The 20,334-nt window shown below is 61.8% G+C and carries 20 protein-coding genes and 1 tRNA gene; 5 read left to right on the forward strand and 16 right to left on the reverse strand.

What is annotated here, in order from left to right:
- Positions 1-90 precede the first annotated feature (90 nt).
- A complete protein-coding gene (locus AB8B02_RS14245) occupies positions 91-858 on the reverse strand; it encodes an SDR family NAD(P)-dependent oxidoreductase (protein WP_439064227.1) in 768 nt (255 codons plus the stop codon).
- Positions 859-1,001: 143 nt separating this feature from the next.
- Complete coding sequence (locus tag AB8B02_RS14250; protein ID WP_120293136.1) at positions 1,002-1,739, reverse strand: histidine phosphatase family protein; 738 nt, start codon at positions 1,737-1,739, stop codon at positions 1,002-1,004.
- A 135-nt stretch (positions 1,740-1,874) separates the two neighbouring features.
- Between AB8B02_RS14250 and AB8B02_RS14255 the strand changes: the two genes are divergently transcribed.
- Positions 1,875-2,660 carry an SDR family NAD(P)-dependent oxidoreductase gene (locus AB8B02_RS14255; protein WP_120293134.1) on the forward strand — a complete coding sequence of 262 codons (786 nt, stop codon included), beginning with the start codon at positions 1,875-1,877 and terminating at the stop codon, positions 2,658-2,660.
- A 32-nt stretch (positions 2,661-2,692) separates the two neighbouring features.
- On the opposite strand, the gene AB8B02_RS14260 is transcribed toward AB8B02_RS14255, so the two are convergent.
- The 4 genes from AB8B02_RS14260 to AB8B02_RS14275 form a co-directional block, all read right to left on the reverse strand.
- Complete coding sequence (locus AB8B02_RS14260; protein WP_439064228.1) at positions 2,693-3,655, reverse strand: DMT family transporter; 963 nt, start codon at positions 3,653-3,655, stop codon at positions 2,693-2,695.
- 111 nt (positions 3,656-3,766) lie between these two features.
- Positions 3,767-4,678 carry a DMT family transporter gene (locus tag AB8B02_RS14265; protein ID WP_320444609.1) on the reverse strand — a complete coding sequence of 304 codons (912 nt, stop codon included), beginning with the start codon at positions 4,676-4,678 and terminating at the stop codon, positions 3,767-3,769.
- A gap of 119 nt (positions 4,679-4,797) precedes the next feature.
- Positions 4,798-5,859, reverse strand: a complete 1,062-nt coding sequence (locus AB8B02_RS14270; protein ID WP_116661769.1) for a phosphotransferase family protein — start codon at positions 5,857-5,859, stop codon at positions 4,798-4,800.
- 22 nt (positions 5,860-5,881) lie between these two features.
- A complete protein-coding gene (locus tag AB8B02_RS14275) occupies positions 5,882-7,117 on the reverse strand; it encodes an acyl-CoA dehydrogenase family protein (protein WP_068731553.1) in 1,236 nt (411 codons plus the stop codon).
- Between the two features lie 269 nt (positions 7,118-7,386).
- On the opposite strand from AB8B02_RS14275, the gene AB8B02_RS14280 reads away from it, so the two are divergent.
- Positions 7,387-8,058 carry a TetR/AcrR family transcriptional regulator gene (locus tag AB8B02_RS14280; protein WP_089265633.1) on the forward strand — a complete coding sequence of 224 codons (672 nt, stop codon included), beginning with the start codon at positions 7,387-7,389 and terminating at the stop codon, positions 8,056-8,058.
- An 85-nt stretch (positions 8,059-8,143) separates the two neighbouring features.
- On the forward strand, positions 8,144-8,872 hold the full coding sequence (locus AB8B02_RS14285) for a YkgJ family cysteine cluster protein (protein ID WP_439064229.1): 729 nt from the start codon (positions 8,144-8,146) through the stop codon (positions 8,870-8,872).
- Positions 8,873-8,989: 117 nt separating this feature from the next.
- On the opposite strand, the gene AB8B02_RS14290 is transcribed toward AB8B02_RS14285, so the two are convergent.
- Complete coding sequence (locus AB8B02_RS14290) at positions 8,990-9,223, reverse strand: hypothetical protein (RefSeq protein ID WP_175368029.1); 234 nt, start codon at positions 9,221-9,223, stop codon at positions 8,990-8,992.
- A 196-nt stretch (positions 9,224-9,419) separates the two neighbouring features.
- Here AB8B02_RS14290 and AB8B02_RS14295 point away from each other — a divergent pair, with 196 nt between their 5' ends.
- On the forward strand, positions 9,420-10,034 hold the full coding sequence (locus AB8B02_RS14295; protein WP_439064230.1) for a hypothetical protein: 615 nt from the start codon (positions 9,420-9,422) through the stop codon (positions 10,032-10,034).
- A 28-nt stretch (positions 10,035-10,062) separates the two neighbouring features.
- On the opposite strand, the gene AB8B02_RS14300 is transcribed toward AB8B02_RS14295, so the two are convergent.
- From AB8B02_RS14300 to AB8B02_RS14340, 9 genes are all read right to left on the reverse strand, one after another.
- Entirely contained in the window at positions 10,063-10,230 is a 168-nt protein-coding gene (locus AB8B02_RS14300; protein ID WP_439064231.1) for a hypothetical protein, read from the reverse strand.
- A 510-nt stretch (positions 10,231-10,740) separates the two neighbouring features.
- Entirely contained in the window at positions 10,741-11,868 is a 1,128-nt protein-coding gene (locus AB8B02_RS14305) for a serine hydrolase domain-containing protein (protein WP_439064232.1), read from the reverse strand.
- Positions 11,869-12,020: 152 nt separating this feature from the next.
- A complete protein-coding gene (locus AB8B02_RS14310; RefSeq protein WP_439064233.1) occupies positions 12,021-12,995 on the reverse strand; it encodes a hypothetical protein in 975 nt (324 codons plus the stop codon).
- 298 nt (positions 12,996-13,293) lie between these two features.
- The gene (locus AB8B02_RS14315; RefSeq protein WP_439064234.1) at positions 13,294-14,058 is read right to left on the reverse strand and encodes an FRG domain-containing protein; all 765 of its coding nucleotides are present in this window, start codon (positions 14,056-14,058) and stop codon (positions 13,294-13,296) included.
- A 167-nt stretch (positions 14,059-14,225) separates the two neighbouring features.
- A tRNA-Gly gene (locus AB8B02_RS14320) sits at positions 14,226-14,299 on the reverse strand.
- Between the two features lie 901 nt (positions 14,300-15,200).
- Entirely contained in the window at positions 15,201-15,995 is a 795-nt protein-coding gene (locus AB8B02_RS14325) for a MetQ/NlpA family ABC transporter substrate-binding protein (protein ID WP_439064235.1), read from the reverse strand.
- Positions 15,996-16,041: 46 nt separating this feature from the next.
- Positions 16,042-16,707 carry a methionine ABC transporter permease gene (locus AB8B02_RS14330; RefSeq protein WP_068732062.1) on the reverse strand — a complete coding sequence of 222 codons (666 nt, stop codon included), beginning with the start codon at positions 16,705-16,707 and terminating at the stop codon, positions 16,042-16,044.
- On the reverse strand, positions 16,697-17,818 hold the full coding sequence (locus tag AB8B02_RS14335) for a methionine ABC transporter ATP-binding protein (protein WP_439064236.1): 1,122 nt from the start codon (positions 17,816-17,818) through the stop codon (positions 16,697-16,699). The genes AB8B02_RS14330 and AB8B02_RS14335 overlap by 11 nt, the downstream gene beginning before the upstream one ends.
- A 207-nt stretch (positions 17,819-18,025) precedes the next feature.
- On the reverse strand, positions 18,026-18,988 hold the full coding sequence (locus AB8B02_RS14340; protein WP_439064237.1) for an aliphatic sulfonate ABC transporter substrate-binding protein: 963 nt from the start codon (positions 18,986-18,988) through the stop codon (positions 18,026-18,028).
- A 424-nt stretch (positions 18,989-19,412) separates the two neighbouring features.
- On the opposite strand from AB8B02_RS14340, the gene AB8B02_RS14345 reads away from it, so the two are divergent.
- A complete protein-coding gene (locus tag AB8B02_RS14345) occupies positions 19,413-20,321 on the forward strand; it encodes an aliphatic sulfonate ABC transporter substrate-binding protein (protein WP_439064645.1) in 909 nt (302 codons plus the stop codon).
- Positions 20,322-20,334: the final 13 nt, after the last annotated feature.

The following is a 20,334-nucleotide window of genomic DNA, read 5'->3' on the forward strand; positions in this document are numbered from 1 at the left end:
CTGGCGCCGTCAGAGACTCCCATGCCGAGGTTCCGGGTACGCGGCCGCCGCCTTCGGCGCCGTCCACGCCCCGGAACGACGAGTTTGAAATCAACTAATCGTCGCGCCGCCGTCGATCACCATGGTCTGCCCGGTCATGAAATTCCCGGCTGCAGATCCCAGGAACACTGCAGCGCCTGCGATTTCATCGGGGATGCCGATGCGCAGCAGCGGCGAGCGTGCGGTGGAGGCCTTGAGGTTCTCCGGATTGTCCCACAGCGCCTTGGCAAAGTCAGTCTTGATGAGGCCCGGCGCAATGCAGTTCACACGCACATTGAACTTGCCGTATTCGCAGGCGAGATTGCGCGCGAGCTGCATGTCGGCGGCTTTCGAGATCGCATAGGCGCCCAGGATCGTCGAACCCTTCAACCCGCCGATCGACGACACGATGATCACCGAGCCGTCCTTGCGTTCGATCATGTCGGGCACGACCATGCTGGTCAGCCAGTTATTGGCGACGATGTTGTTGTCGAGAATCTTGCGGAACTGATCGTCGGAAATGCCGGCCAGCGGCCCGTAATACGGATTCGACGCAGCGTTACACACCAGCACGTCGATCTTGCCGAACGCCTTCTTGCTCTCGTCGACGAGGTTCTGCAGGTTCTCCTTGCTGGAGATGTTCGCGGCGATCGCCACCGCAGTCCCCTTGCCTGACTGTGCGTTGATCTCCGTCGCCACCTCGTCGCAGACATCCTGCTTACGCGACGAGATCACCACCTTGGCGCCGTGCTCCGCCATGCGCTCGGCAATGGCGCGGCCGATGCCACGCGTCGAGCCGGTAATGACGGCAACTTTTCCGGTCATGTCGAACAGGTTCATGTGTGTTTCTCCCTAGTTTTTTCTGTTTGAGTTTTCCTCCGTCATTGCGAGGAGCGAAGCGACGAAGCAATCCAGTCCTTCTTGTTGACGAAAAGAACTGGATTGCTTCGTCGCCAAGAGGCTCCTCGCAATGACGGCTATGACTAAGCCAGTTTCGTCGGCGTCACTTCCGGCCCCGCCGGCTGATGCATCGCTGCATGCGACGGATCGGCGATCCAGGGCTGCTGGTTGACCATCGGAATGCGCCAGCCGCTGTGGCCGTCGCTGGCGAGATGATCGAGCCGCGTCACCGAGCAATTGTCGATGGTGAAAGCGAGGCCACGATCCGGCTGATCGTTGAGCGCGAGGCCGATCGCCGCCTTGATCGTGCCGCCATGGGCGACCGCAATGATATCCTTGCCGGCGTGCTCGACATTGATGCGCTCGATGCCGCGGCGGACGCGATTGTAGAGATCCATGAAGCTTTCGCCATTCGGCGATGGCTCATCGATGGGCGCGAACCAGTAGCTGCCGACATTGATGGGACGGCTGGCGAAGAACGCGGCGCGGTTCATGCCCTGCCAGTCGCCGAGATGCTGTTCGGCGAAATCCGCTTCATGCGGCATCGCGTCGGGCTTCGGAAATCCCGCGGCCCAGATCGCACTCGCCGTCTGATGCGTGCGCTTGAGATTGCTGGCGACCCAGACGGCATTGCGTGGCAGGATCTTGCCGACCGCATCGAACACCACGCGGTCGCTGCAGTCGCAGTCCATGTCCTTCTGGCCGTAGATGTTGCCGCCGTCACTCCGCACCGGGGCGTGTCGCACCCACCACCACCGCGTCGCCGTCACACCTTGAGGGACTGTATGCTGCGCCACGAACGGTTTCTCTGCGTTGGACATCGTGACCACCCTTCAATACTGTTTCATCCGTCCTACGTCAGAGCGCGAAGCGCCTCAAGCATCTTCGCGGCTTGGCACGCATCATTGAATTCCATATGGCGGCACGCCGCACAAAAAACATACAGGGAGAGAGTTATGGGCCGCCTCGCAGGCAAATCCGTGATCATCACCGGCGCAGGCAGCGGCATCGGCCGCGCCGCAGCGCAATTGTTCTCGCTGGAAGGCGCGAAGCTCATCATCGTCGACCGCAGCGAGAGCGTGCATGAGACAGCCAAACTTGTGAGCGATGCCGGCGGCACCATTGAAGCGATCACGGCGGATGCCGGTTCCGAGAGCGATGTGAAAGCCTATGTCGAGAAGGCACTGTCAAAATACGGCAAGCTCGACGCGATCTGGGCCAATGCCGGCATATCAGGCGGCCTCGTGCCGCTGCTGGAGCAGACCGTCGAGCAATGGCAGGAGATCCTGCGCATCAATCTGATCGGGCCGTTCCTCGCAATCAAGCATTCCATGCCGCATATGGTGAAACAGGGGCACGGCTCCATCGTCCTCACCGCCTCTGTCGCAGGCCTGAAGTCCGGCGCCTCCGGCCATCCCTATGCGTCGAGCAAGGCCGGCGTCATCAGCCTGGTGCAGACCACGGCCTATTCGCTCTCCGGCACCGGCGTGCGCATCAATGCGGTGTGCCCCGGCCTGATCGAGACCGGCATGACCAAGCCGATCTTCGACAATGCCAAGGAGCGCGGCACGCAGGGCAAGATCGGCCAGCTCAATCCGCTGAAGCGCGCCGGCCAGCCGCATGAACTCGCGGCGATGGGATTGTTTCTGGCGAGCGACGAAGCGTCCTATGTGAATGGCCAGGCGATCCCGGTGGACGGCGGCCTCACGGCGTCGATGCCTTACGCGGGCAAACCGATCTAGCCGCGTCGCTATAGCGCGGCGTACTCGCCGCGCTATACGCCGTCAGGCGGAGCGTTCGACGAATTCGTCGCCAGCAAGCGGTCGCGCACGCGCTCGCGGTGGAATGTGTAGATGCCGGACAGCACGATCACGCTCGCGCCGAGCACCATCATGGCGTCGGGCACGTCACCGAAGACCAGATAGCCCAGCAGCATCGCGTAGAGCATCTGCGAATAACGCATCGGCGCGACCGACGAGACATCGCCGACGCGCAGCGCGAGGATGACGCACTGGAATCCGATCAGCGTCATCACTGCCGCCAGCGCCAGCAAAGCGAGCGAATGAAACGATAGCGCAGTCCAGTCCCCGTGCAGCAGCGTGAACACTGCCCCTGCCAGAGTCACCGCAACGGCGGTGAGAAAGGTGACGAACAGCGTGGGAATTTCGGCCGGGATGCGTTTGGTGACGAGATCGCGCGTGGCGTAGAACAACACGGACAGCAGCGCCACCAAAGTGAACTGGCTGAACCCGTCGGCGCCCGGCCGCACGATGATCAGCACGCCAATGAAGCCCGCGGCAATCGCCAGCCATCGCCGCCATCCCACCGGCTCGCCCAGGATCAGCACGGCGCCACAGGTCATCACCAGCGGCAGCGATTGAACGATGGCGGTCACATTGGCGAGCGGCAACGCGCTGACCGCGACCAGGAACAGCGCCGAGCCGCCGATCTCCCCGGAGATGCGCAGCGCCACTGACGGCACGAACAGCAGCCGCTGAGGCCGTAGCGCGCCCTGATGCACCGCCAGCGCACCGATCATGACGCTGGCGAACAGCCCGCGCAGCATCATTACCTCGCTGAAATGCATCTGCACGGTGAGGAACTTGGCAATGGCGTCGTTGACACTGAAGGTTGCCATGGAGACAGCCATCAGCAGGCTGCCGCGCAGATTGGGAGAGAGAGGCAAGACAATCCTGGGTGAGTTACGGTCAGAGCAGACAGGCTCCGAAAGGAGCAAGACTCAGGCCAAATGATTGCGCCTCATGTGCACGAAGACGGACGTGCGAGCCAGATGGCTCACGCGTCCCTGCCATTCACTGTGCGCCGGACTGATGGCCGGGCGCCAAGCCTACAACCCATCCGGCGGCATGCTCGGCGCACTGGCCGCCGGCAACCGGTTGCGAACACGCTCGCGATGGAACGCATAAAGACCGGACAGCACGATCACCGACGCGCCGAGAACCATCGGGCCGTCCGGCACATCGCCGAACACGAGGTAGCCAAGCAACATGGCCCACAGCAGTTGCGAGTACCGGAACGGCGCAACAGCGGAGATATCGCCGGCGCGCAACGCCAGGATCACACACTGATATCCAATCAGCACCAGCACAGCGGCGAGCGCCAGCAGGCCGAGCGACCGGTTCGAGGGTGGCGTCCAGCCGCCCAGCGGAACGAGCAGGATGGCGCCGACGATCGTCACGACGATCGTCGTCAAAAACGTGACGAACAGTGAAGGGATTTCGGTCGGAATGCGCTTGGTCGCGAGATCGCGCACGGTACAGAACGCGACCGACAACAGCGCCAGCAGCGAAAACTGGTTGAAGCCCTCGATGCCGGGCCGGACCACAATGAGAACGCCGACGAAGCCCGCAGCGATCGCCAGCCAGCGCCGCCAGCCCACCTGCTCACCGAAGATGAGTGCCGCACCGAGCGTGATCGCGAGTGGCAGCGATTGAAAGATCGACGATACGTTCGCAAGGGGCAGATGTGCGAGCGACGCCAGAAAAGTCACGGTGCCGCCGATCTCGCCGAATACGCGCAGCGCCACAGACGGGACGAACAGGATACGCAGCGGACGCAGGGCCTTCTGCTGGGTGGCGAGCGCGCCGATCAGCACGGCGGCGAACAGACCCCGCACCAGCATCACCTGACCGAAGTTCATGTGCAGCGTCAGGAATTTCGTGAGCGCGTCGTTGAGGCTGAAGCCGGCCATGGCCGTGGCCATCAGCACGCTGCCGCGAAGATTGGGAGAGAGAGACAAGTGCGTTTCCAGGTCGATCGACGCAGCAGCACTTGCTGCGGCCGGCCCTCTTAGCGGGGCATCTCTAAAGCGATCATGAAAGAGGCGCGATCCCCAATCGGTCGCGCCTCTTCAATCGTTTATTTCGCGCCGGCGAGCTGTGCGTATTTCCACGACGCCTGCGCCAGCGGAACGGTGCGCTTGGCGGATTCCATCGCCTTGGCCGACGACGCGGTGCCATCGCGAACACGGCCGGCAATGCCCTGCAGAATGCCGGTGAGCCGGAACAGGTTGTAGCAATAGTACCAGTTCAGATCCGGCACGGTCTTGCGGCCGGCCTTCTCGCAATAGATTTTCGCGGCTTCATCCATAGTCGGGATGTTGAGCGCCTTGAAATCGAGCCCGTCGAGGCCCGGCATGATCCACTGCATCAAAAGATAAGTGAAGTCGGCCATCGGATCGCCCAATGTCGACAGCTCCCAGTCGAGCACCGCCTGCACCTTCGGCTGCGTCGTATGGAACACCATGTTGTCGATGCGGTAGTCGCCATGCACCACCGACACCCGCTCCTGCTCCGGAACGGAGGTCGGCAGCCATTCGATCAGCCGTTCCATTTCCGGAATGAGCTGCGTCTCCGAGGCGCGGTACTGCTTGGTCCAGCGATCGACCTGACGGGAAAAGTAATTGCCGGGACGGCCGAAGTCGCCGAGCCCGATTTTTTCGGGATCGTAGCTGTGCAGTTGCGCCAGCGTCTCGATCTTCGCCGTGAAGATCGCGCGGCGATCTTCCTTCGGCACCGTCGGCAGCGCCGGATCCCAGAAGATCCGGCCGTCTTCCATCGACATGATGTAGAACGCCGAACCGATGACATTGTCATCGGTGCAGAGTGCGTAGGCCTTGGCGACCGGGAAGCCCTGCTTCCCAAGCGCCGCGATCACCTTGTATTCGCGATCGACGGCGTGCGCCGATGGCAGAAGCTTGCCGAACGGCTTGCGCCGCATCACGTAGGATTGCTTCGGCGTATTCAGCCGATAGGTCGGGTTGCTTTGTCCGCCCTTGAACTGCAGGACGGTCAACGGTCCCTCATAGCCTTCCACATGCTCGCGCATCCAGGCCTCGAGGCTCATCTCGTCGAAGCGATGCCGCTCCTCCACTGGCCTCGTGCCGTTATACTCGTCGTCGCGCTTCACACCATCGGTCACGTCAGTCTCCGCTTAGCGTTTCTTAGTGCTTCGACTCATTGGCATACTTGCGCAGTTCGAGCCGCGCAATGGCACGGTTGTGCACCTCGTCCGGACCGTCGGCGAGACGCATGGTGCGCATCGACGCATAGTCACGGGCGAGACCCGCATCGTCGGACACGCCAGCGGCGCCATAAGCCTGGATCGCGTTGTCGATGATCTTCAGCGCCATGTTGGGGCCGGAGACCTTGATCATCGCGATTTCGAGCTGGGCGGTCTTGTTGCCGACCTTGTCCATCATGTCGGCGGCCTTGAGGCAGAGCAGACGGTTCATCTCGATATCGGTGCGGGCTTCAGCAATGCGCTGCTCCCAGATCGAATATTCGATGATCTTCTTGCCGAAGGCGGTGCGCGACGACAGCCGGCGCACCATCTTCTCCAGCGCTTCCTCGGCCTTGCCGATGGTGCGCATGCAGTGATGGATACGGCCCGGACCGAGACGGCCCTGTGCGATCTCGAAGCCGCGGCCTTCGCCGAGCAGGATGTTGCTGGCAGGCACGCGGACATTGTCGAGCTTCACCCGCGCATGGCCGTGCGGTGCATCGTCGAAGCCGAACACCGGCAGCATCTTCTCGATTGTCACACCCTTGGCATCGCGCGGCACCAGGATCTGCGACTGCTGCTGATGCTTCGCTGCGCTCGGATCGGTCTTGCCCATCACGATCATCACGGCGCAGCGCGGATCGCCCATGCCCGAAGACCACCACTTGGTGCCGTTGATGACGTATTCGTCGCCGTCGCGCTTGATCGAGGTCTCGATATTGGTCGCGTCCGACGACGCGACATCCGGCTCGGTCATCAGGAAGGCGGAGCGGATCTCGCCGTTCATCAGCGGCTTCAGCCACTTCTGCTTATGCTCTTTCGAACCGTAGCGCATGAACACTTCCATATTGCCGGTGTCAGGCGCCGAGCAGTTGAACACTTCCGAAGCCCAGCCGATATGGCCCATCTGTTCGGCGAGCAGCGCATATTCCAGATTGCTCAGTCCCGCGCCGTGGAATTCGTCGTCTTCATGCGACGACGGCGGCATGAACATGTTCCACAGGCCTTCGGCCTTCGCCTTCTTCTTCAATTCCTCGACGATCGGGATCACCTTCCAGCGCTCGCCCGCTTCGTCCTGCTGACGATAGATCGGCACGGCGGGGCGGACATGCTTGGTCATGAAGGAGGACACGCGCTCGAGCCATTCGCGCTGGCGGTCCGACATATTGAAATCCATGGGGCGATCCTCGCGTTTTTTAGAATTGTTGGCGGCACTGTTGTCCCGTCGCTGGATCACCGCAAGAGCAAATTTGTCTCTGCTGATGCGGCACAGATCCGCGCGGGGGCGATGGCGTTGAGCAGATGCAATATGCCATCAGGCGCACATTGACATTTCCCGACGCTCAAACGATAGTTTCATACACGCGTTTGAAATGCAATGACCCCGATCCGCGCCGCTTGCATGGGGCCATGTTGCAAAAGGACCGTTTTGATCAGGACGATCGCATGGCAGCAGACCACACACGGACGGCGATCATCACCGCAGCCGAACGGCTCTATGCCGAACGCGGCTTTGCGGATGTGACCATGCGCGACATCGTGGCCGCAGCGGACGTCAATCTCGCGGCGGTGAATTATCATTTCGGCAGCAAGGACGAATTGATCGCCGAACTGTTCGTGACGCGCAGCCTCGCCACCAATCGCGAGCGCCTGCGCGAATTGAAGGCGGCGGAGGAAGCCGGCGACGGCCGCGCCGACATCCATGCGATCTTCGCCGCATTGGTCGGCCCGACGCTGCGCGGCTGCCTCGGTCCGGAGAAACAGCGCTCGGACGCCGCGCGCTTCATGATCCGCGCCTCGATCGAATCCGTGCCGCCGATCCGCAAGATCAAGAACCGCGAGGTCGATCACCTCAAGCGCTTCGCCGCGGCGATGCGCCGGTCCCTGCCCGATCAGGACCCGGCGGATATCTTCTGGGCGCTGCATTTTGCGCTGGCCATGGCGCACCAGACCATCCGCGACAGCGAACGCCTGACGCGCATGTCCGACGGCTTGTGTGATCTCAATGACGTGCAGGCGATCACCGACCGCGTGGTCGCGGTCGCGGTCATGGCGCTGACGGGGAAACCCGCCAAGGCCGCGCAGAAGGAACCGGCCAAGGCGAAAGCGCGCGCCTGAACGGTAAAGCCCGGTTCCCGCTTCAGATTGCTGGTGACGTCCCGCCGATTCGCGGCGTAGGACGGGAGCGGATCGGGACCCCAGCATGAGCGCACAGGACGCCATCGACTTCGTGTCGGACAATATCGCGGAAGTGGGCACGCTGATGCGCTCGCTGTCCGGCCGCTATGAAGGCATCTTCGGCAATCTGCGCGCCGCCTATGGCGTCGCCTTCGAACAGGCGGACAGCATCGCGGATGCCGCGCGCGACGCGACCGCCATTGCGGACGCCGCCACCGCAGCCATTCGCGACAACATCCCGAACCAGCCGGGCAATGCCTGCACCAGCGGCTGCGCCGCCTGCTGTCATCTCTATGTCCAGGTGCCGCCCGGCACCGCGACTGTGATGGCCAAACATATCGCTGCGCATTTCACGCCGGACGAACAGGCGGCACTCCGCACCCGCCTCGAAGTCGCCGCGACCGCCGCACGCGATGCCGCCGACGTCATGAAACTTCGCATGCGCTGCGCGCTGCTCGGATCGGACAATCGCTGCACGGTCTATGAGGTCCGCCCGCTGACCTGCCGCGCCTTCACCTCGCGCTCGGTGGCGCGCTGCCACGACGTGGTGTTCGGCGACGTGCCTGAGGGCACCGGCGTCGAACAGAACGCCGCGCATTTCCGCATTCACATGGAAGCGACCTTCGCGCTGGAACAGGCCGCGCGCAATCGCGGCCTGCCGGATGCGCAGAAGGGACTGGCACAGGCGCTGCTGGACGAGATGGGGACCAGCGATGGGCCTGCACCGGAAGCGAAGCGCCATGCCGGTTCGTGATGGCGAATGCGCGACCCCGCTCACGACCAACAGCCGACGTGATCGATGAGTATTTCCGTCCCTTCGTCGCGCGACTCTACGTTCATATCCAGGGGGTGACGCCCTCCCCGCCACCGGCTATCGGCGCCGCGATTTGCGTGAGTGCTGGACTGGCGCAGGCGCAGGCGGCTGCGACACGAGTGAGCCCGATTGGTTTGTGACGTAGCCGCGCGATTCCTGCAGCCGGCGCTGATAGCCCGGCGAGTTCATGAAGCTGCTGCCACCGCCTCGGGCAGATGCCGCGTCAGCGAGCGCGAGTTCAGCAACGGCAGCCAGGATGAGCAGCGCAGCTTTCTTTGACATGATGGTCATAGTTCGAACCTCTCCGACCTGAGCAAGCAGCGCAAGGCAAAATCGTTCCGACAATCACATGGCACATAGAACGAGGCTGCGAGAGCGCACCAGTGTTCCCGATCACCGCACCGTGATCCTCGCCCACGTAATCATCGCGATCCCCGAACGTAACTCTCGCGGCACCACGCCATAGCGTTACGTGAAAGGACGAAATATGAGAGCGTTTTCTGCTGTAATCACCGGGCTGGGCATTGCCCTGCTGAGTGCAGCCACCATTTCCGCCGCAAGCGCAGCCGAGACGGTTCGCGTGCGCGGCACGGTCGAGAGCGTCGACGGCGCGAAGCTGACGGTCAAAACCCGCGAGGGCAATTCGACCGCGATCAAGCTGAACGATAACTGGAAAGTCACCGGCGTCGCCAAGGCCTCGCTCAACGACATCAAGCCCGGCGACTTCGTCGGCATCGCCTCGCTGCCCAAGTCCCGCGGCGGCGACGGCGCCCTCGAGGTGCTGATCTTCCCGGCGGGCATGAAGGGCACCGGCGAAGGCAGCTATCCCTGGGATCTGAAGCCGAACAGCACGATGACCAACGCCACCGTCACCAACGCCGTCAAGGACGTGGAGGGCCGCAACGTCACGGTGACCTTCCACGGCAAGGAAAAGACCATCTCGGTCGCGGATGACACCACGGTCGTGACCTTTGCGGCTGCCGCGCAGGGCGACCTGAAGCCCGGCATGACGGTGTTCGTGCCGTCGCAGAAGGCGGACGACGGAACGCTCTCGACCGGCAACGTGGTCGCCGGCACCAATGGCGTCGTACCGCCGATGTAGTCCGCGCGAAGCGCATTGCGCCGAGGGATCAGTCGAGCGGTTTGTCGTCATCGGTCGGAGGCTCTGCCTCCGGCGAGCAGATGTCGCCGCCGCCGAACTGATCCTCCGGAGCGGGGTGATCTCCGGGAATCGTGAGCGGGTCCGGCTTTTCGCCCGGACCTTCCGGGCCCCGCTCCGCTGGCTTGCGAACATTCATACTGGTGCCTCCCTGTGCAAGCCAACGCGGCCCCGTGCAATCCGTTGCATGGGAGGCGACGTCTGCGTTCTGAATGGGAGCGTCCTAGATCCGCGCCGCGATCAGTTGCCGGATGCGCAGAAGGGACTGGCGCAGGCACTGCTGGACGAGATGACGGGTTGATACGGGCCCTGCTCGATGCCGGACGCAACGACTGGCCGGAGAGCTATTTACCGCGCATTAAGCATAAACTGCCATCCTCCCATCGAAGCTGCCGACATAGGTGCCTCAGATGATTTCGGAAGCACAAATTTTACGTTTGATTGCCCTGCCACTGGCAGGTTGCGCCTTCCTGATCGCCGTTTATCTCACGACCGGAATCGGCTTGAGATAAAGCGACGCGGAAGCCGAGCAGCGGCTCATCCGGAAGCGGAAGAATGCGCTATCCCGCAACGCCCCGCCTGCGTTGCCTCCCTTGCGCGGCACCGCCAAGGTGCGAGCTTTAAAGCTCCACGCCCGAACGGAAGCGTCCTAGCTCCGCGCCGCGATCAGTTGCCGGATGAACTCCGGCGCCTTCGCGCTGGGCAGCCACCGCGTCACCGCGATCATGTCAGCGTCGCGATCGATCCAGATCATGTTGCCACCAGCGCCGAGCGCATACACCGCCGTCTCCGGCGCGCTTTTGTTGGCATGCGGCCCGCGGTTCAGCCACCACAGGAAGCCGTAATTCGGCTGCTGTGACGACTGCGCCCACATCGCATCGACCCAGGCCTGCGACAGCAGCCGCTTTCCATTCCAGTCGCCGCCGCGCGCCATCAACAGGCCGAAGCGCGCATGATCCTCGGCGCCGATGAACATCCCGCCGCCCCAATGGCCGCCGCCCGGCACCGACTGCATCCGCCGTCCGTCGATCTCGACGAAGGAATTGTCATAGCCGACCCACTCCCAGTCCCTGGACGCGCCGATCGGATCCATGATGCGCGCACGCAGCACATCCGGCAGCGGGTGCTTGAACAGATTCAGCAGGCAAAGCGACAGCAGGTTCACGCGCACATCGTTATATTCGTAGAAGCTGCCCGGCGTTTGCAGCTCGCGCAGCTCGCCCTTGCGGCTGTTGTCGGCATTCGGCGCGACCAGACGGTTGTGATCGATCTGATCGGGCTTGCCGAACAGCTCGCCGCGCCATTCGCTGGTCTGCTCCAGCAGATGCCGCCAGGTAACCTTCGCGTTATACGCATCCGCAAACAGCGGACCGGGCACGCGCGTGCCCACGGGCTCGTCGATATCCCCGATCAGCCCGTCATCGACCGCCAGTCCCGTCAGCACGGCCAGATAGCTCTTGGCGATGGAGAAGGTCATATCCGCCCGCGCGATTTCGCCCCACGCCGCCAGCACGCGACCATTCTGCAGCACCATGCCCGCGGAGCCGCCGCGCTCACGCACGGGACCCAGCACCGCGCTCCATGGCCCGGTCTCATTCCAGTCCACATTCGGCGCGTAGCGGCCGTCATCGTAATAGAAGCCACGCGGCCACGGCGTTTCATTGGCCTGCGCAAATGCGACGGCAGCGGCGAGCTTGTCCGGCGCATAGCCGGCGGCGCGCGGATCGATTTTGTCCCAGGCGTTGCCGCTGGCCGGGAAATAACGTGACTCTGTCATGGGGATATCAAGCTCGCTTTGGATGACGCGCGGCTGTTATTGACCGGATGGGAAGCGGCGGCAACGTATCGCAACGCGAGTGACTTCTGGAAGAGTTGTTCGAAATGAAAACAACATCCGTAATTTGTCGTGTATTGCTTGTGTATCATCGTTCATAGAACGAGCTTTTGAGGTTTAGGTGGGATCGTCCCCAATTGCCCCCACATCATCCCCTGAAACTGAGGCAGATCCAAGTCGGGCACGTAGAAGGTGGTGACGTCGCAGTCCACCAACCCAACCTGAAAGTGCGAGTTGAACACGCTCGAAAGCATTCCGCCGCCATTGTAGAGTCGGTACGGGCCGAACCGAACACTGAACAAGACTATGTTGGCCGCGACCGCCGCAATACATGCCTGGAGTGTTGCGGCGGATAGACTTTCTAGGCCGTCATGCTTCGCAGTGTTATAGGCATCGTACCAAGCAAGACTTTTCGTCGGCTTCGCTGAGTCCCAGTCCAGAAATGGTCTGATCGGAGAGATTGTCCCGTGGCGTGGAAGGGACACTTCATACTCACTTAGATAGAGCACGTCCCTCAAACAAACGTAGTCTTTCGTGTTGAAACCTTGCCCAGCGGCCGTAATGCCTGCCTTGACCAAATAATAGCGCCATTGGGCTTCGACGGATGTGCAGGCGAGCAGCAATAGTTCGCGTGTCTTACTGCCAAACGCTTCGAGGGATTTGTCAGTTGGTTCGATGAACAAGAGAATCTCGTCGAGCCGCTGGAGCAATAACAACAGCTGTTGCTCGGCCAATCTCAATTCTGCTTCGCTCTGAGCCAGGCCGGATTTGACATCTACATCGAAGAATAGACCGGGGCGCCAGATTCCCTCGACGCATACACCGACATCGTTCTTGGTTGGCTGAACCTCTCTCGCACCGAACTTTCCCTCGACCCAGTACTGCAACGTGCCCGACGCGCGCTCAGCAATAGTCAGACCGGGCGATATGACCCAGAGTTGGTTATCAACGCCGTACATCTGAATGAAGTGGCCATCTTTCTCGTACGCATAACCGCGTGATTGACTCGCTGCGATCTTCTCCCAGTTTTTCACCGGACAACTCGTTCCTCGAAACGTCAATGCCTTCATGAGAAAAGCTCCTCCGCGATAGCATCTGTCGCCGCAGCGTGATCGTCGGGCAGAGAGGTCCCTAGTTGTCCAACGTCATTTGCAGCGTTGTACAGCCAACGAACATCTGCACGATCTCACGGCGTGTTTAATATCGCGATCATCTCATCACGACGAGCCTAGCAAACACAGCAGCACTCGACTCAAGAGTCGTGGCCCGATGTTCTGCGCCGAGGTGCGCCCTAGACATTGTCCCCTCATAAGAACATTTCCCCAACTTTATAATTCAGGACGTTACGCCTGAAATTGTTTCCCGCTTCTACATCCATAGGCCCGTGCGTGCACGCGCCGCCGTATCAGCCCCCACACCGTCGAGCCCCGGAAACAAATTTCTTCTATCAACACCAACTCCCGATAACCGCACAAAGAGTGCTCGTTTGATAGCTTGGGGGATGATTATCTTTGCAAACCCACGAACAGAACCACCTTTACCGGCCGGATTTCCAATCTTTCCGCCAATATTCTGTCGCTTATCCAATGAGACAAATGGCTGGTCATCTGGATCGTGAGGATGATAGGTGAAGACTGATCGCTGGGCAGGAATCCTCCGATCAATTGCCGGCGGCCGAAACGCAATCACTTGGTGTGGCCCCAAGCTCACAACGTCCTCTCGTCTATAACGAGCCTCGGGCAAGATCATAAAAACCGCTGCGTCGGTTGGGGTGTCCCATCGTTCAACGGCAAAGAAGGCCGCAACCAACGGGTCTTCACTCCAATCTAATAGTCTAGTTGGCACACCGAAATGCTGCGCTAAAGCGCGATCATTGGAGTAGTTTCTCTCTAAGGCAGGCAAATAGGGAAGCCCTTCTTGAAAAAAACGATCAATCAACTGAGCTTCGAGATAGTCGAAATTTTTCGCCACGCTGCCGACTGCGAGATTAGGATTCAGTCGATATAGATTTGGAACAAGTTGCCATGCGGCGTCGGCCTGCCCTCTGAAGAGGTGCCCCTGAAAAGCCGGCAATTGCTCGACTAAGGCAAAGAACGCAGCAAGAGACCCCGTCTGTAAAGTGTGCTCAATCATAACGGCTCCTTGCTTGGCGCCGTCATCGTTCTCATTATGTTCCAATGAAGTCAAGAGAACTGCAGCGTCGTCGTCGGAGCGACTTGCTGCAAATGCAGCCCCACAACCAGGCTACAAATACCCTCGGGTGGAATTCCAACTATTTGATTTGCATAGATAAAATGATGTGGAGCGGGTAGAGGGAATCGAACCCTCGTATTCAGCTTGGAAGGCTGCTGCTCTACCATTGAGCTATACCCGCATGCCGCGTCAGGTAACACGTTGCGCCAGGGGTCTCAACCTCTCAGCATGCGGCGTCCCCAGACCCGCCGATCCCCGATATCGGCCTCCCCGCTCCACCGCCGATCTGCGCGTCGCGAGAAAATGTTCCTATTTTGCTCTTGACGAATTCCGCGCAAGGATTATTATCCCCTCCGTCCTGCCCCACCGAGAGGGGCGATCGCGATCGTCACGTTCGCGGGGCTGGATGCGGTGGACGCCGGAGATGCGGCGTCACGCGGTTCACGGGTGACATCTGTCTTCGGGCAGGACGGATCTGCGCCAGCACTGCCACTGGCAAGGACACGGCCGACCTTGAGATGGAAAGACCCCTGGACAGTGTGACGGACGACCAAATCGAAACGCGTCCGGCTTAAGTGCTTGAGGCTACCCTGTCCCTCCGCCCTGGGACACTAATTTTGGTGATGGGGCCGTTCGCCAAGGCAGATGTGCAAGCAACCGAAAAAACACCGCAGGCGGAACGCCGGGCACTTCGCCCAGCGCGTCCGAAAGTCCTGATGCACTCTATAGATTGCGGAAGACCGCATCGCATCAGGCCCAAGGGTGCAACGGGCACCCGGCGTTCCGCACGCCCTCTCACAAGGGGGCGGGAATGCAAAAGACGACGGCGCCCCCGCGCCGCAAACAATGGGGGCGATGACGCATGTCTGAAGAGCAGTGGCTGTTTGAAATTCACATCTGCGATGGCGCACAGGCGCCGGAGGTATCCCTCCCCCAAGTGAAGCGCAGTGGGGAGGGTCGGCCGAGCGAAGCGGAGGCCGGGGTGGGGGTTGCCCCACGTGAGGGCGCCGCTTGTGGCGCCCCCACCCGACCGGCCAAGCGGCCGGCCACCCACCCCGCAAGGGGGAGGGAAAAGAAGGACCTTACCAGGTCGCGAGCACCGAGCCCTTGAACTTCTCGTCGATGAACGCCTTCACCTCGGGCGACTGATAGCTTTCCACCAGCGTCTTCACCCAGGGCTTGTCCTTGTCCACGGCACGCACGGCGATGATGTTGGCGTAAGGACCCTTCGGGTCCTCGCGCAGGATCGCGTCCTTCACCGGATCGAGACCGGCCTGCGTGGCGTAATTGGTGTTGATGCCGGCGACATCGACGTCAGGCAGCGTGCGCGGGAGCTGCGCGGCATCGACTTCGGTGATCTTCAGCTTCTTCGGATTGTCGGTGATGTCGAGCAGGGTCGGCTTGAAGCCGACGCCGTCCTTCAGCTTGATGATGCCCTTGTCGCGCAGCAGGATCAGCACGCGGCCGCCATTGGTCGGATCGTTCGGGATCGCCAGCGTGGCGCCTGACTTGACCTCGTCCCAGGTCTTCACCTTCTTGGAATAGATGCCCATCGGGAAGTTGATGGTGTTGCCCACAGCGACGATCTTGTATTTGCGGTCGGCCACCTGGTTGTCGAGATAGGGCTGATGCTGGAACGAATTGGCCTGCAGGTCGCCGGCTTCCAGCGCCGCATTCGGCACGACGTAATCGGAGAACTCGACGATCTGGATGTCGAGGCCCTTCTTGGCGGCGACGGCCTTGGCGGCTTCCAGCACCTGCGCATGCGGACCCGGGGTCACGCCGACCTTGATGGTCTCGGCTGACGCAGCACCGGTGAGCGCAGCGAAAGCGAGGATGGAGAGAAGATAGCGACGAAGAGACATTGTGTTTTCCATTGTGAGTAAACGAGTGTGAGCGGGCCCGCTGACGCGAGCGACCGTTTCAGGAATGTCGCGTGCGTTTGTCGAGGCGGCGCGAGATGAAGTCGCCAAGGCTCTGTACGCCCTGCACGAGGCAGATCAGCACGGCGACGACGGTCGCCATGACTTCCGGCATGAAGCGCTGATAGCCGTAGCGGATACCGAGATCGCCGAGCCCGCCGCCGCCGACGGCGCCGACCATGGCCGAATAACCAATCAGGCTGACGGTCGCGAGCGTCAGCGCCAGCGTCACCGCCGGCATCGCTTCCGGCAGCAGCACCTTCCAGACGATCTGCAACGGGCTGGCGCCAAAGGCACGCGCGGCTTCGACGAGGCCCTGATCGACTTCGCGGATGGCGCCTTCGATCACGCGCGCGATGAACGGCGTCGCGGCAATGGTCAGCGGCACCACGGCGGCGCTGGTGCCGATGGAGGTGCCGGCGATCAGGCGCGTCAGCGGCACGATGGCGACGACGAGAATGATGAACGGCGTCGAGCGCGTGGCATTGACGACGAGGCCAAGCAGCCGATTGACGTTCGGCGCCGGGAACAGCTCACCGGCGCGGCTCGTCGCCAGAAAGATGCCGAGCGGCAGGCCGGCCAGCGTGCCGAAAATGCCGGCCAGCGCCACCATGGTGAGCGTGTCCAGCGTCGACCACAGGATCATGTTGATCAGTTCAGGCGACATAGCCGAGATGCTCCACGGTGTTGCGGGTCGCGGTGAGATCGGCGATCAGCTTGGCCTGCAATTCCGGCTCGGCCGCGACGGAGGCGATCAGCGTGCCGAACGGATGATCGGCGACATATTCGATCTGGCCATGCATGATGTTGAAGTCCACGCCATAGGTACGCGTCAGCCGTGAGAGTACGGGCTCATCGGCATCGGCACCGGTGAAGGCGATACGGATCACGGCCTGACGGCCGGGCGCATAATCGGCCAGCAGCTTGTTTTGCAGCCATTCCGGCACATTGCCGCCGGTGACCTCGCCGACGAAACGCTTGGTGGTCGCATGGGTCGGCTTGGAGAAGATCTCGTAGGTGGTGCCCTGCTCGATGATCTGGCCGCCTTCCATGACGGCGACGCGCTGCGCGAGCTTCTTCACCACGGACATTTCGTGGGTGATGAAGAGGATCGTAAGATTGAGATCGGCATTGATCTGCTTGAGCAGCGCAATGATCTGCGCCGTGGTCTCGGGATCGAGCGCCGAGGTCGCCTCGTCCGACAGCAGCACTTTCGGTTTGGTGGCGAGCGCGCGTGCGATGCCGACGCGCTGCTTCTGGCCGCCGGACAGCTCGGCCGGATAGCGGTCGCGCTTGTCGGCGAGGCCGACCATGTCGAGCAACGGCTCGACGATGCCCGGGATCGCTTTGCGCGGCGTGCCGGCGATTTCCAGCGGCAGTGCGATATTGTCGAAGGCGGTGCGCGACGACAGCAGGTTGAAGTGCTGGAAGATCATGCCGATCGAGCGGCGCGCCTGGCGCAGCGCCTTCTCATCCAGCGATCCGATGTCGAGGCCGTCGACGGTGACATTGCCGTGGGTCGGCTGCTCAAGCCCGTTGATCAGGCGGATGAGCGTCGACTTGCCGGCGCCGCTCTTGCCGATCACGCCAACGATCGCGCCTTCGGGAACGACGAGGTCGATATTGTCGACCGCCTTCACCTCGGCGGAATCCTTCCGCGACGGGAAGATCTTGCTGACGCCATCGAAGGAGATGATGGCACGCCCTTGTTGGCCAGGATCTTGCGGATCGAGAACTGGCACGGGCGCTCCGGTCGGCTTGGACAGGGGAGCGTTCATTGAATGACGTTTCTGCGCAGTTGTGAAGCACGGGGCCGGCCTGCGTGTCGCGGGCGCCGTGGCTGCAACCTACTGATTTCGGGCATTATTTCAACCGCACTGCACAAATGAGGAAAATCCAGCGGTTTCAATGGCCTGCGGGAGTAAAAGAGTGCCGGGAGACGGCTGGTGACAGCGCTAATCGTCTCCCGGCGAGTTTTCGGGAGCTCAGGAGCCCGGAGTCCAGGTCCAGACGATGTCCTTCACATTGATCGCCTTGGGGATCAGGCCGAGCTTGTGGAAGCGATCCGCCGTTTCCTGCTGGGTGGCGATGATCCGGTCGTTGATCGGCACCACCGTGTAGTTCGACCGTTCGACGGCGCGCGTGGTGGCGGCCTTGTCGACACCGGTCGCCTCCTGCAGCCGCGTCGCAACCTCGGCGCGATTGGCTTCGGCCCACTTTCCTTCATCGGCAAAGGTCTTGTTGAACAGCGCGACGATGTCCGGATGCCTGGTGGTGAAATCCTTGTTGGCGAGGAAGAACGAAATGGAATCCTGCACGTCCTTGGAGAAGGCAATCACCCGCGCCTGTTTGCCCTCAGCGAGCGCCAGATACGGATCCCAGATCGACCACGCGTCGATATTGCCACCGGCGAATGCCGCCACCGCATCGGCGGGGCCGAGATAGACCGGCGTGATATCCGCATAGGTCAGTCCGGCCTTCTCCAGCGCGGCGATGATCGTGTTATGCGCGCTCGATCCCTTGCCGAAGCCGACCTTCTTGCCCTTGAGATCGGCGAGCGTCTTGATCGGTGAATTCTCGGGAACGACAATGCCCTGATTGTAGCCCCGCGACGGGATGGCGGCGATATAGACGAGATTGGCACGCGCAGCCTGCGCGAAGATCGGCGGCGCATCACCGGCATAGCCGAAGTCGACATTGCCGGTATTGATGGCTTCAAGGATCGGCGGCCCGAACTGGAACTCGACCCAGCGCACGCTGATGCCCTTTTCCTTGAACACCTTCTCCAGCGTCGCGCGCTGCTTCACGGCCGGGAAGATGCCGGCCTTCTGGAAGCCGATGCGGATTTCCTTCAACTCCTGCGCCGCGGCTGGCGATGCGGCGAGCCCGGCTGACAGCAACAGTGCTGCGGAGAGACCTGCGACCACGGATCGTCGGGAATAGGACATGCACTGTTGCTCCAGTTGCGCCCGGGGCGATGCAAGGGCGTGACGGTGAAACGCTACGCGCGATTGCGAAGATTGTGCTTTCAAAGGTCGCGGGCAGTCTGCAAGTTTTGCAATCCGAAGGTCAGCTCCGGGAGCAGCTTCATCTCCGCCGCAGGGAAATAACCTGCTCTTCCGGAGCCAGCCAGAAGGCATGCGGAGAACGTTTCCGCTGCACAACAAGGCCATCGCAGCATGCCTGCATCGCCGCGCCCGGAACTACAGTTGGCCATTTCATTGACGGAAACGCGCTGCTCTCGCACCTTTGCTGCTCACGAAACATCATCAGCAAAGCAGTCCCAACATGCTTCCGATTCACATCGCCCGCTTCATCGAACGCTTCGTGTTCCGGCGCACCCGGGCGCTGCAACTGGCCGCCGTAGCCTCGATGCTGTCGGTCTCCTTCGCCTGCGCGCAGACACCGGACACGGTGCGCATCGGCTATCAGAAGTCGTCGACGCTGATCGCCGTACTGAAGACCAATGGCGAATTGGAGAAGGCGCTCGCGCCGCTCGGCGTGAAGATCAGCTGGCATGAATTCAGCAGCGGCCTGCCGCTGCTCGAAGCCATCAACACCAACAATGTCGACTTCGGCGCCGATGTCGCCGACACCGTGCCGCTATTCGCGCAGGCGGCCGGCGCCAAGCTCGCTTACATCGCCGAGGAAGCCGCCTCGCCTGCCGCGCAGGCGATTGTGGTTCCAGCGGAGTCGCCGCTCAAGACGGTCGCCGATCTCAAGGGCAAGAAGGTCGCGGTGACCAAGGGTGCCGGCAGCCACTTCCTGCTGCTCGCTGCGCTGAGCAAGGCCGGCCTCACCTTCAAGGACATCCAGCCGGCCTATCTGCCGCCGGCCGACGGGCGCATTGCTTTCGTCGGCGGCAATGTCGATGCCTGGGTAGCATGGGATCCGTTCCTCACCAGCGCGCAGCGCCAATCCAACGCGCGCGTGCTCGCGGACGGCAGTAACGGGCTTGCCAGCTACAAGCGCTACTATCTCTCATCGGCCGCCTATGCCGACAAGCGCGGCGACGTGCTGAACGTGATCTTCAAGAAGCTGGACGAGACCGGCAAATGGGCCAAGGCCGAGCCGAAGGAAGCCGCCAAGCTCCTCTCAAGCCTGTGGGGCATCGACGCCCCCACTGTCGAGGAAGCCAACAGCCACCGCTCCTACAAGGTCGGCGCCGTCACCAAGGCCGGCCTGTCCGAGCAGCAGATCATCGCCGACGCCTTCTTCAACGAAAAGCTGATCCCCGTGAAGGTCGATGCCAGCGACGTGAAGATCTGGGCGCCGAAGTAATCCCATTCTGACA

Source organism: Tardiphaga sp. 862_B3_N4_1 (assembly GCF_051811085.1).
GTDB lineage: Bacteria > Pseudomonadota > Alphaproteobacteria > Rhizobiales > Xanthobacteraceae > Tardiphaga > Tardiphaga robiniae.

Bases quoted from the DNA above. Each gene is read 5' to 3' on its own strand.
- AB8B02_RS14315 (WP_439064234.1), bottom strand. From the start codon at position 14,058: ATGATTGAGCACACTTTACAGACGGGGTCTCTTGCTGCGTTCTTTGCC.
- AB8B02_RS14325 (WP_439064235.1), bottom strand. From the start codon at position 15,995: ATGGAAAACACAATGTCTCTTCGTCGCTATCTTCTCTCCATCCTCGCT.
- AB8B02_RS14335 (WP_439064236.1), bottom strand. From the start codon at position 17,818: ATGAACGCTCCCCTGTCCAAGCCGACCGGAGCGCCCGTGCCAGTTCTC.
- AB8B02_RS14250 (WP_120293136.1), bottom strand. From the start codon at position 1,739: ATGTCCAACGCAGAGAAACCGTTCGTGGCGCAGCATACAGTCCCTCAA.
- AB8B02_RS14285 (WP_439064229.1), top strand. From the start codon at position 8,144: ATGAGCGCACAGGACGCCATCGACTTCGTGTCGGACAATATCGCGGAA.
- AB8B02_RS14295 (WP_439064230.1), top strand. From the start codon at position 9,420: ATGAGAGCGTTTTCTGCTGTAATCACCGGGCTGGGCATTGCCCTGCTG.
- AB8B02_RS14345 (WP_439064645.1), top strand. From the start codon at position 19,413: ATGCTGTCGGTCTCCTTCGCCTGCGCGCAGACACCGGACACGGTGCGC.
- AB8B02_RS14310 (WP_439064233.1), bottom strand. From the start codon at position 12,995: ATGAAGGCATTGACGTTTCGAGGAACGAGTTGTCCGGTGAAAAACTGG.
- AB8B02_RS14305 (WP_439064232.1), bottom strand. From the start codon at position 11,868: ATGACAGAGTCACGTTATTTCCCGGCCAGCGGCAACGCCTGGGACAAA.
- AB8B02_RS14300 (WP_439064231.1), bottom strand. From the start codon at position 10,230: ATGAATGTTCGCAAGCCAGCGGAGCGGGGCCCGGAAGGTCCGGGCGAA.
- AB8B02_RS14290 (WP_175368029.1), bottom strand. From the start codon at position 9,223: ATGACCATCATGTCAAAGAAAGCTGCGCTGCTCATCCTGGCTGCCGTT.
- AB8B02_RS14330 (WP_068732062.1), bottom strand. From the start codon at position 16,707: ATGTCGCCTGAACTGATCAACATGATCCTGTGGTCGACGCTGGACACG.
- AB8B02_RS14340 (WP_439064237.1), bottom strand. From the start codon at position 18,988: ATGTCCTATTCCCGACGATCCGTGGTCGCAGGTCTCTCCGCAGCACTG.
- AB8B02_RS14275 (WP_068731553.1), bottom strand. From the start codon at position 7,117: ATGGATTTCAATATGTCGGACCGCCAGCGCGAATGGCTCGAGCGCGTG.
- AB8B02_RS14245 (WP_439064227.1), bottom strand. From the start codon at position 858: ATGAACCTGTTCGACATGACCGGAAAAGTTGCCGTCATTACCGGCTCG.
- AB8B02_RS14280 (WP_089265633.1), top strand. From the start codon at position 7,387: ATGGCAGCAGACCACACACGGACGGCGATCATCACCGCAGCCGAACGG.
- AB8B02_RS14255 (WP_120293134.1), top strand. From the start codon at position 1,875: ATGGGCCGCCTCGCAGGCAAATCCGTGATCATCACCGGCGCAGGCAGC.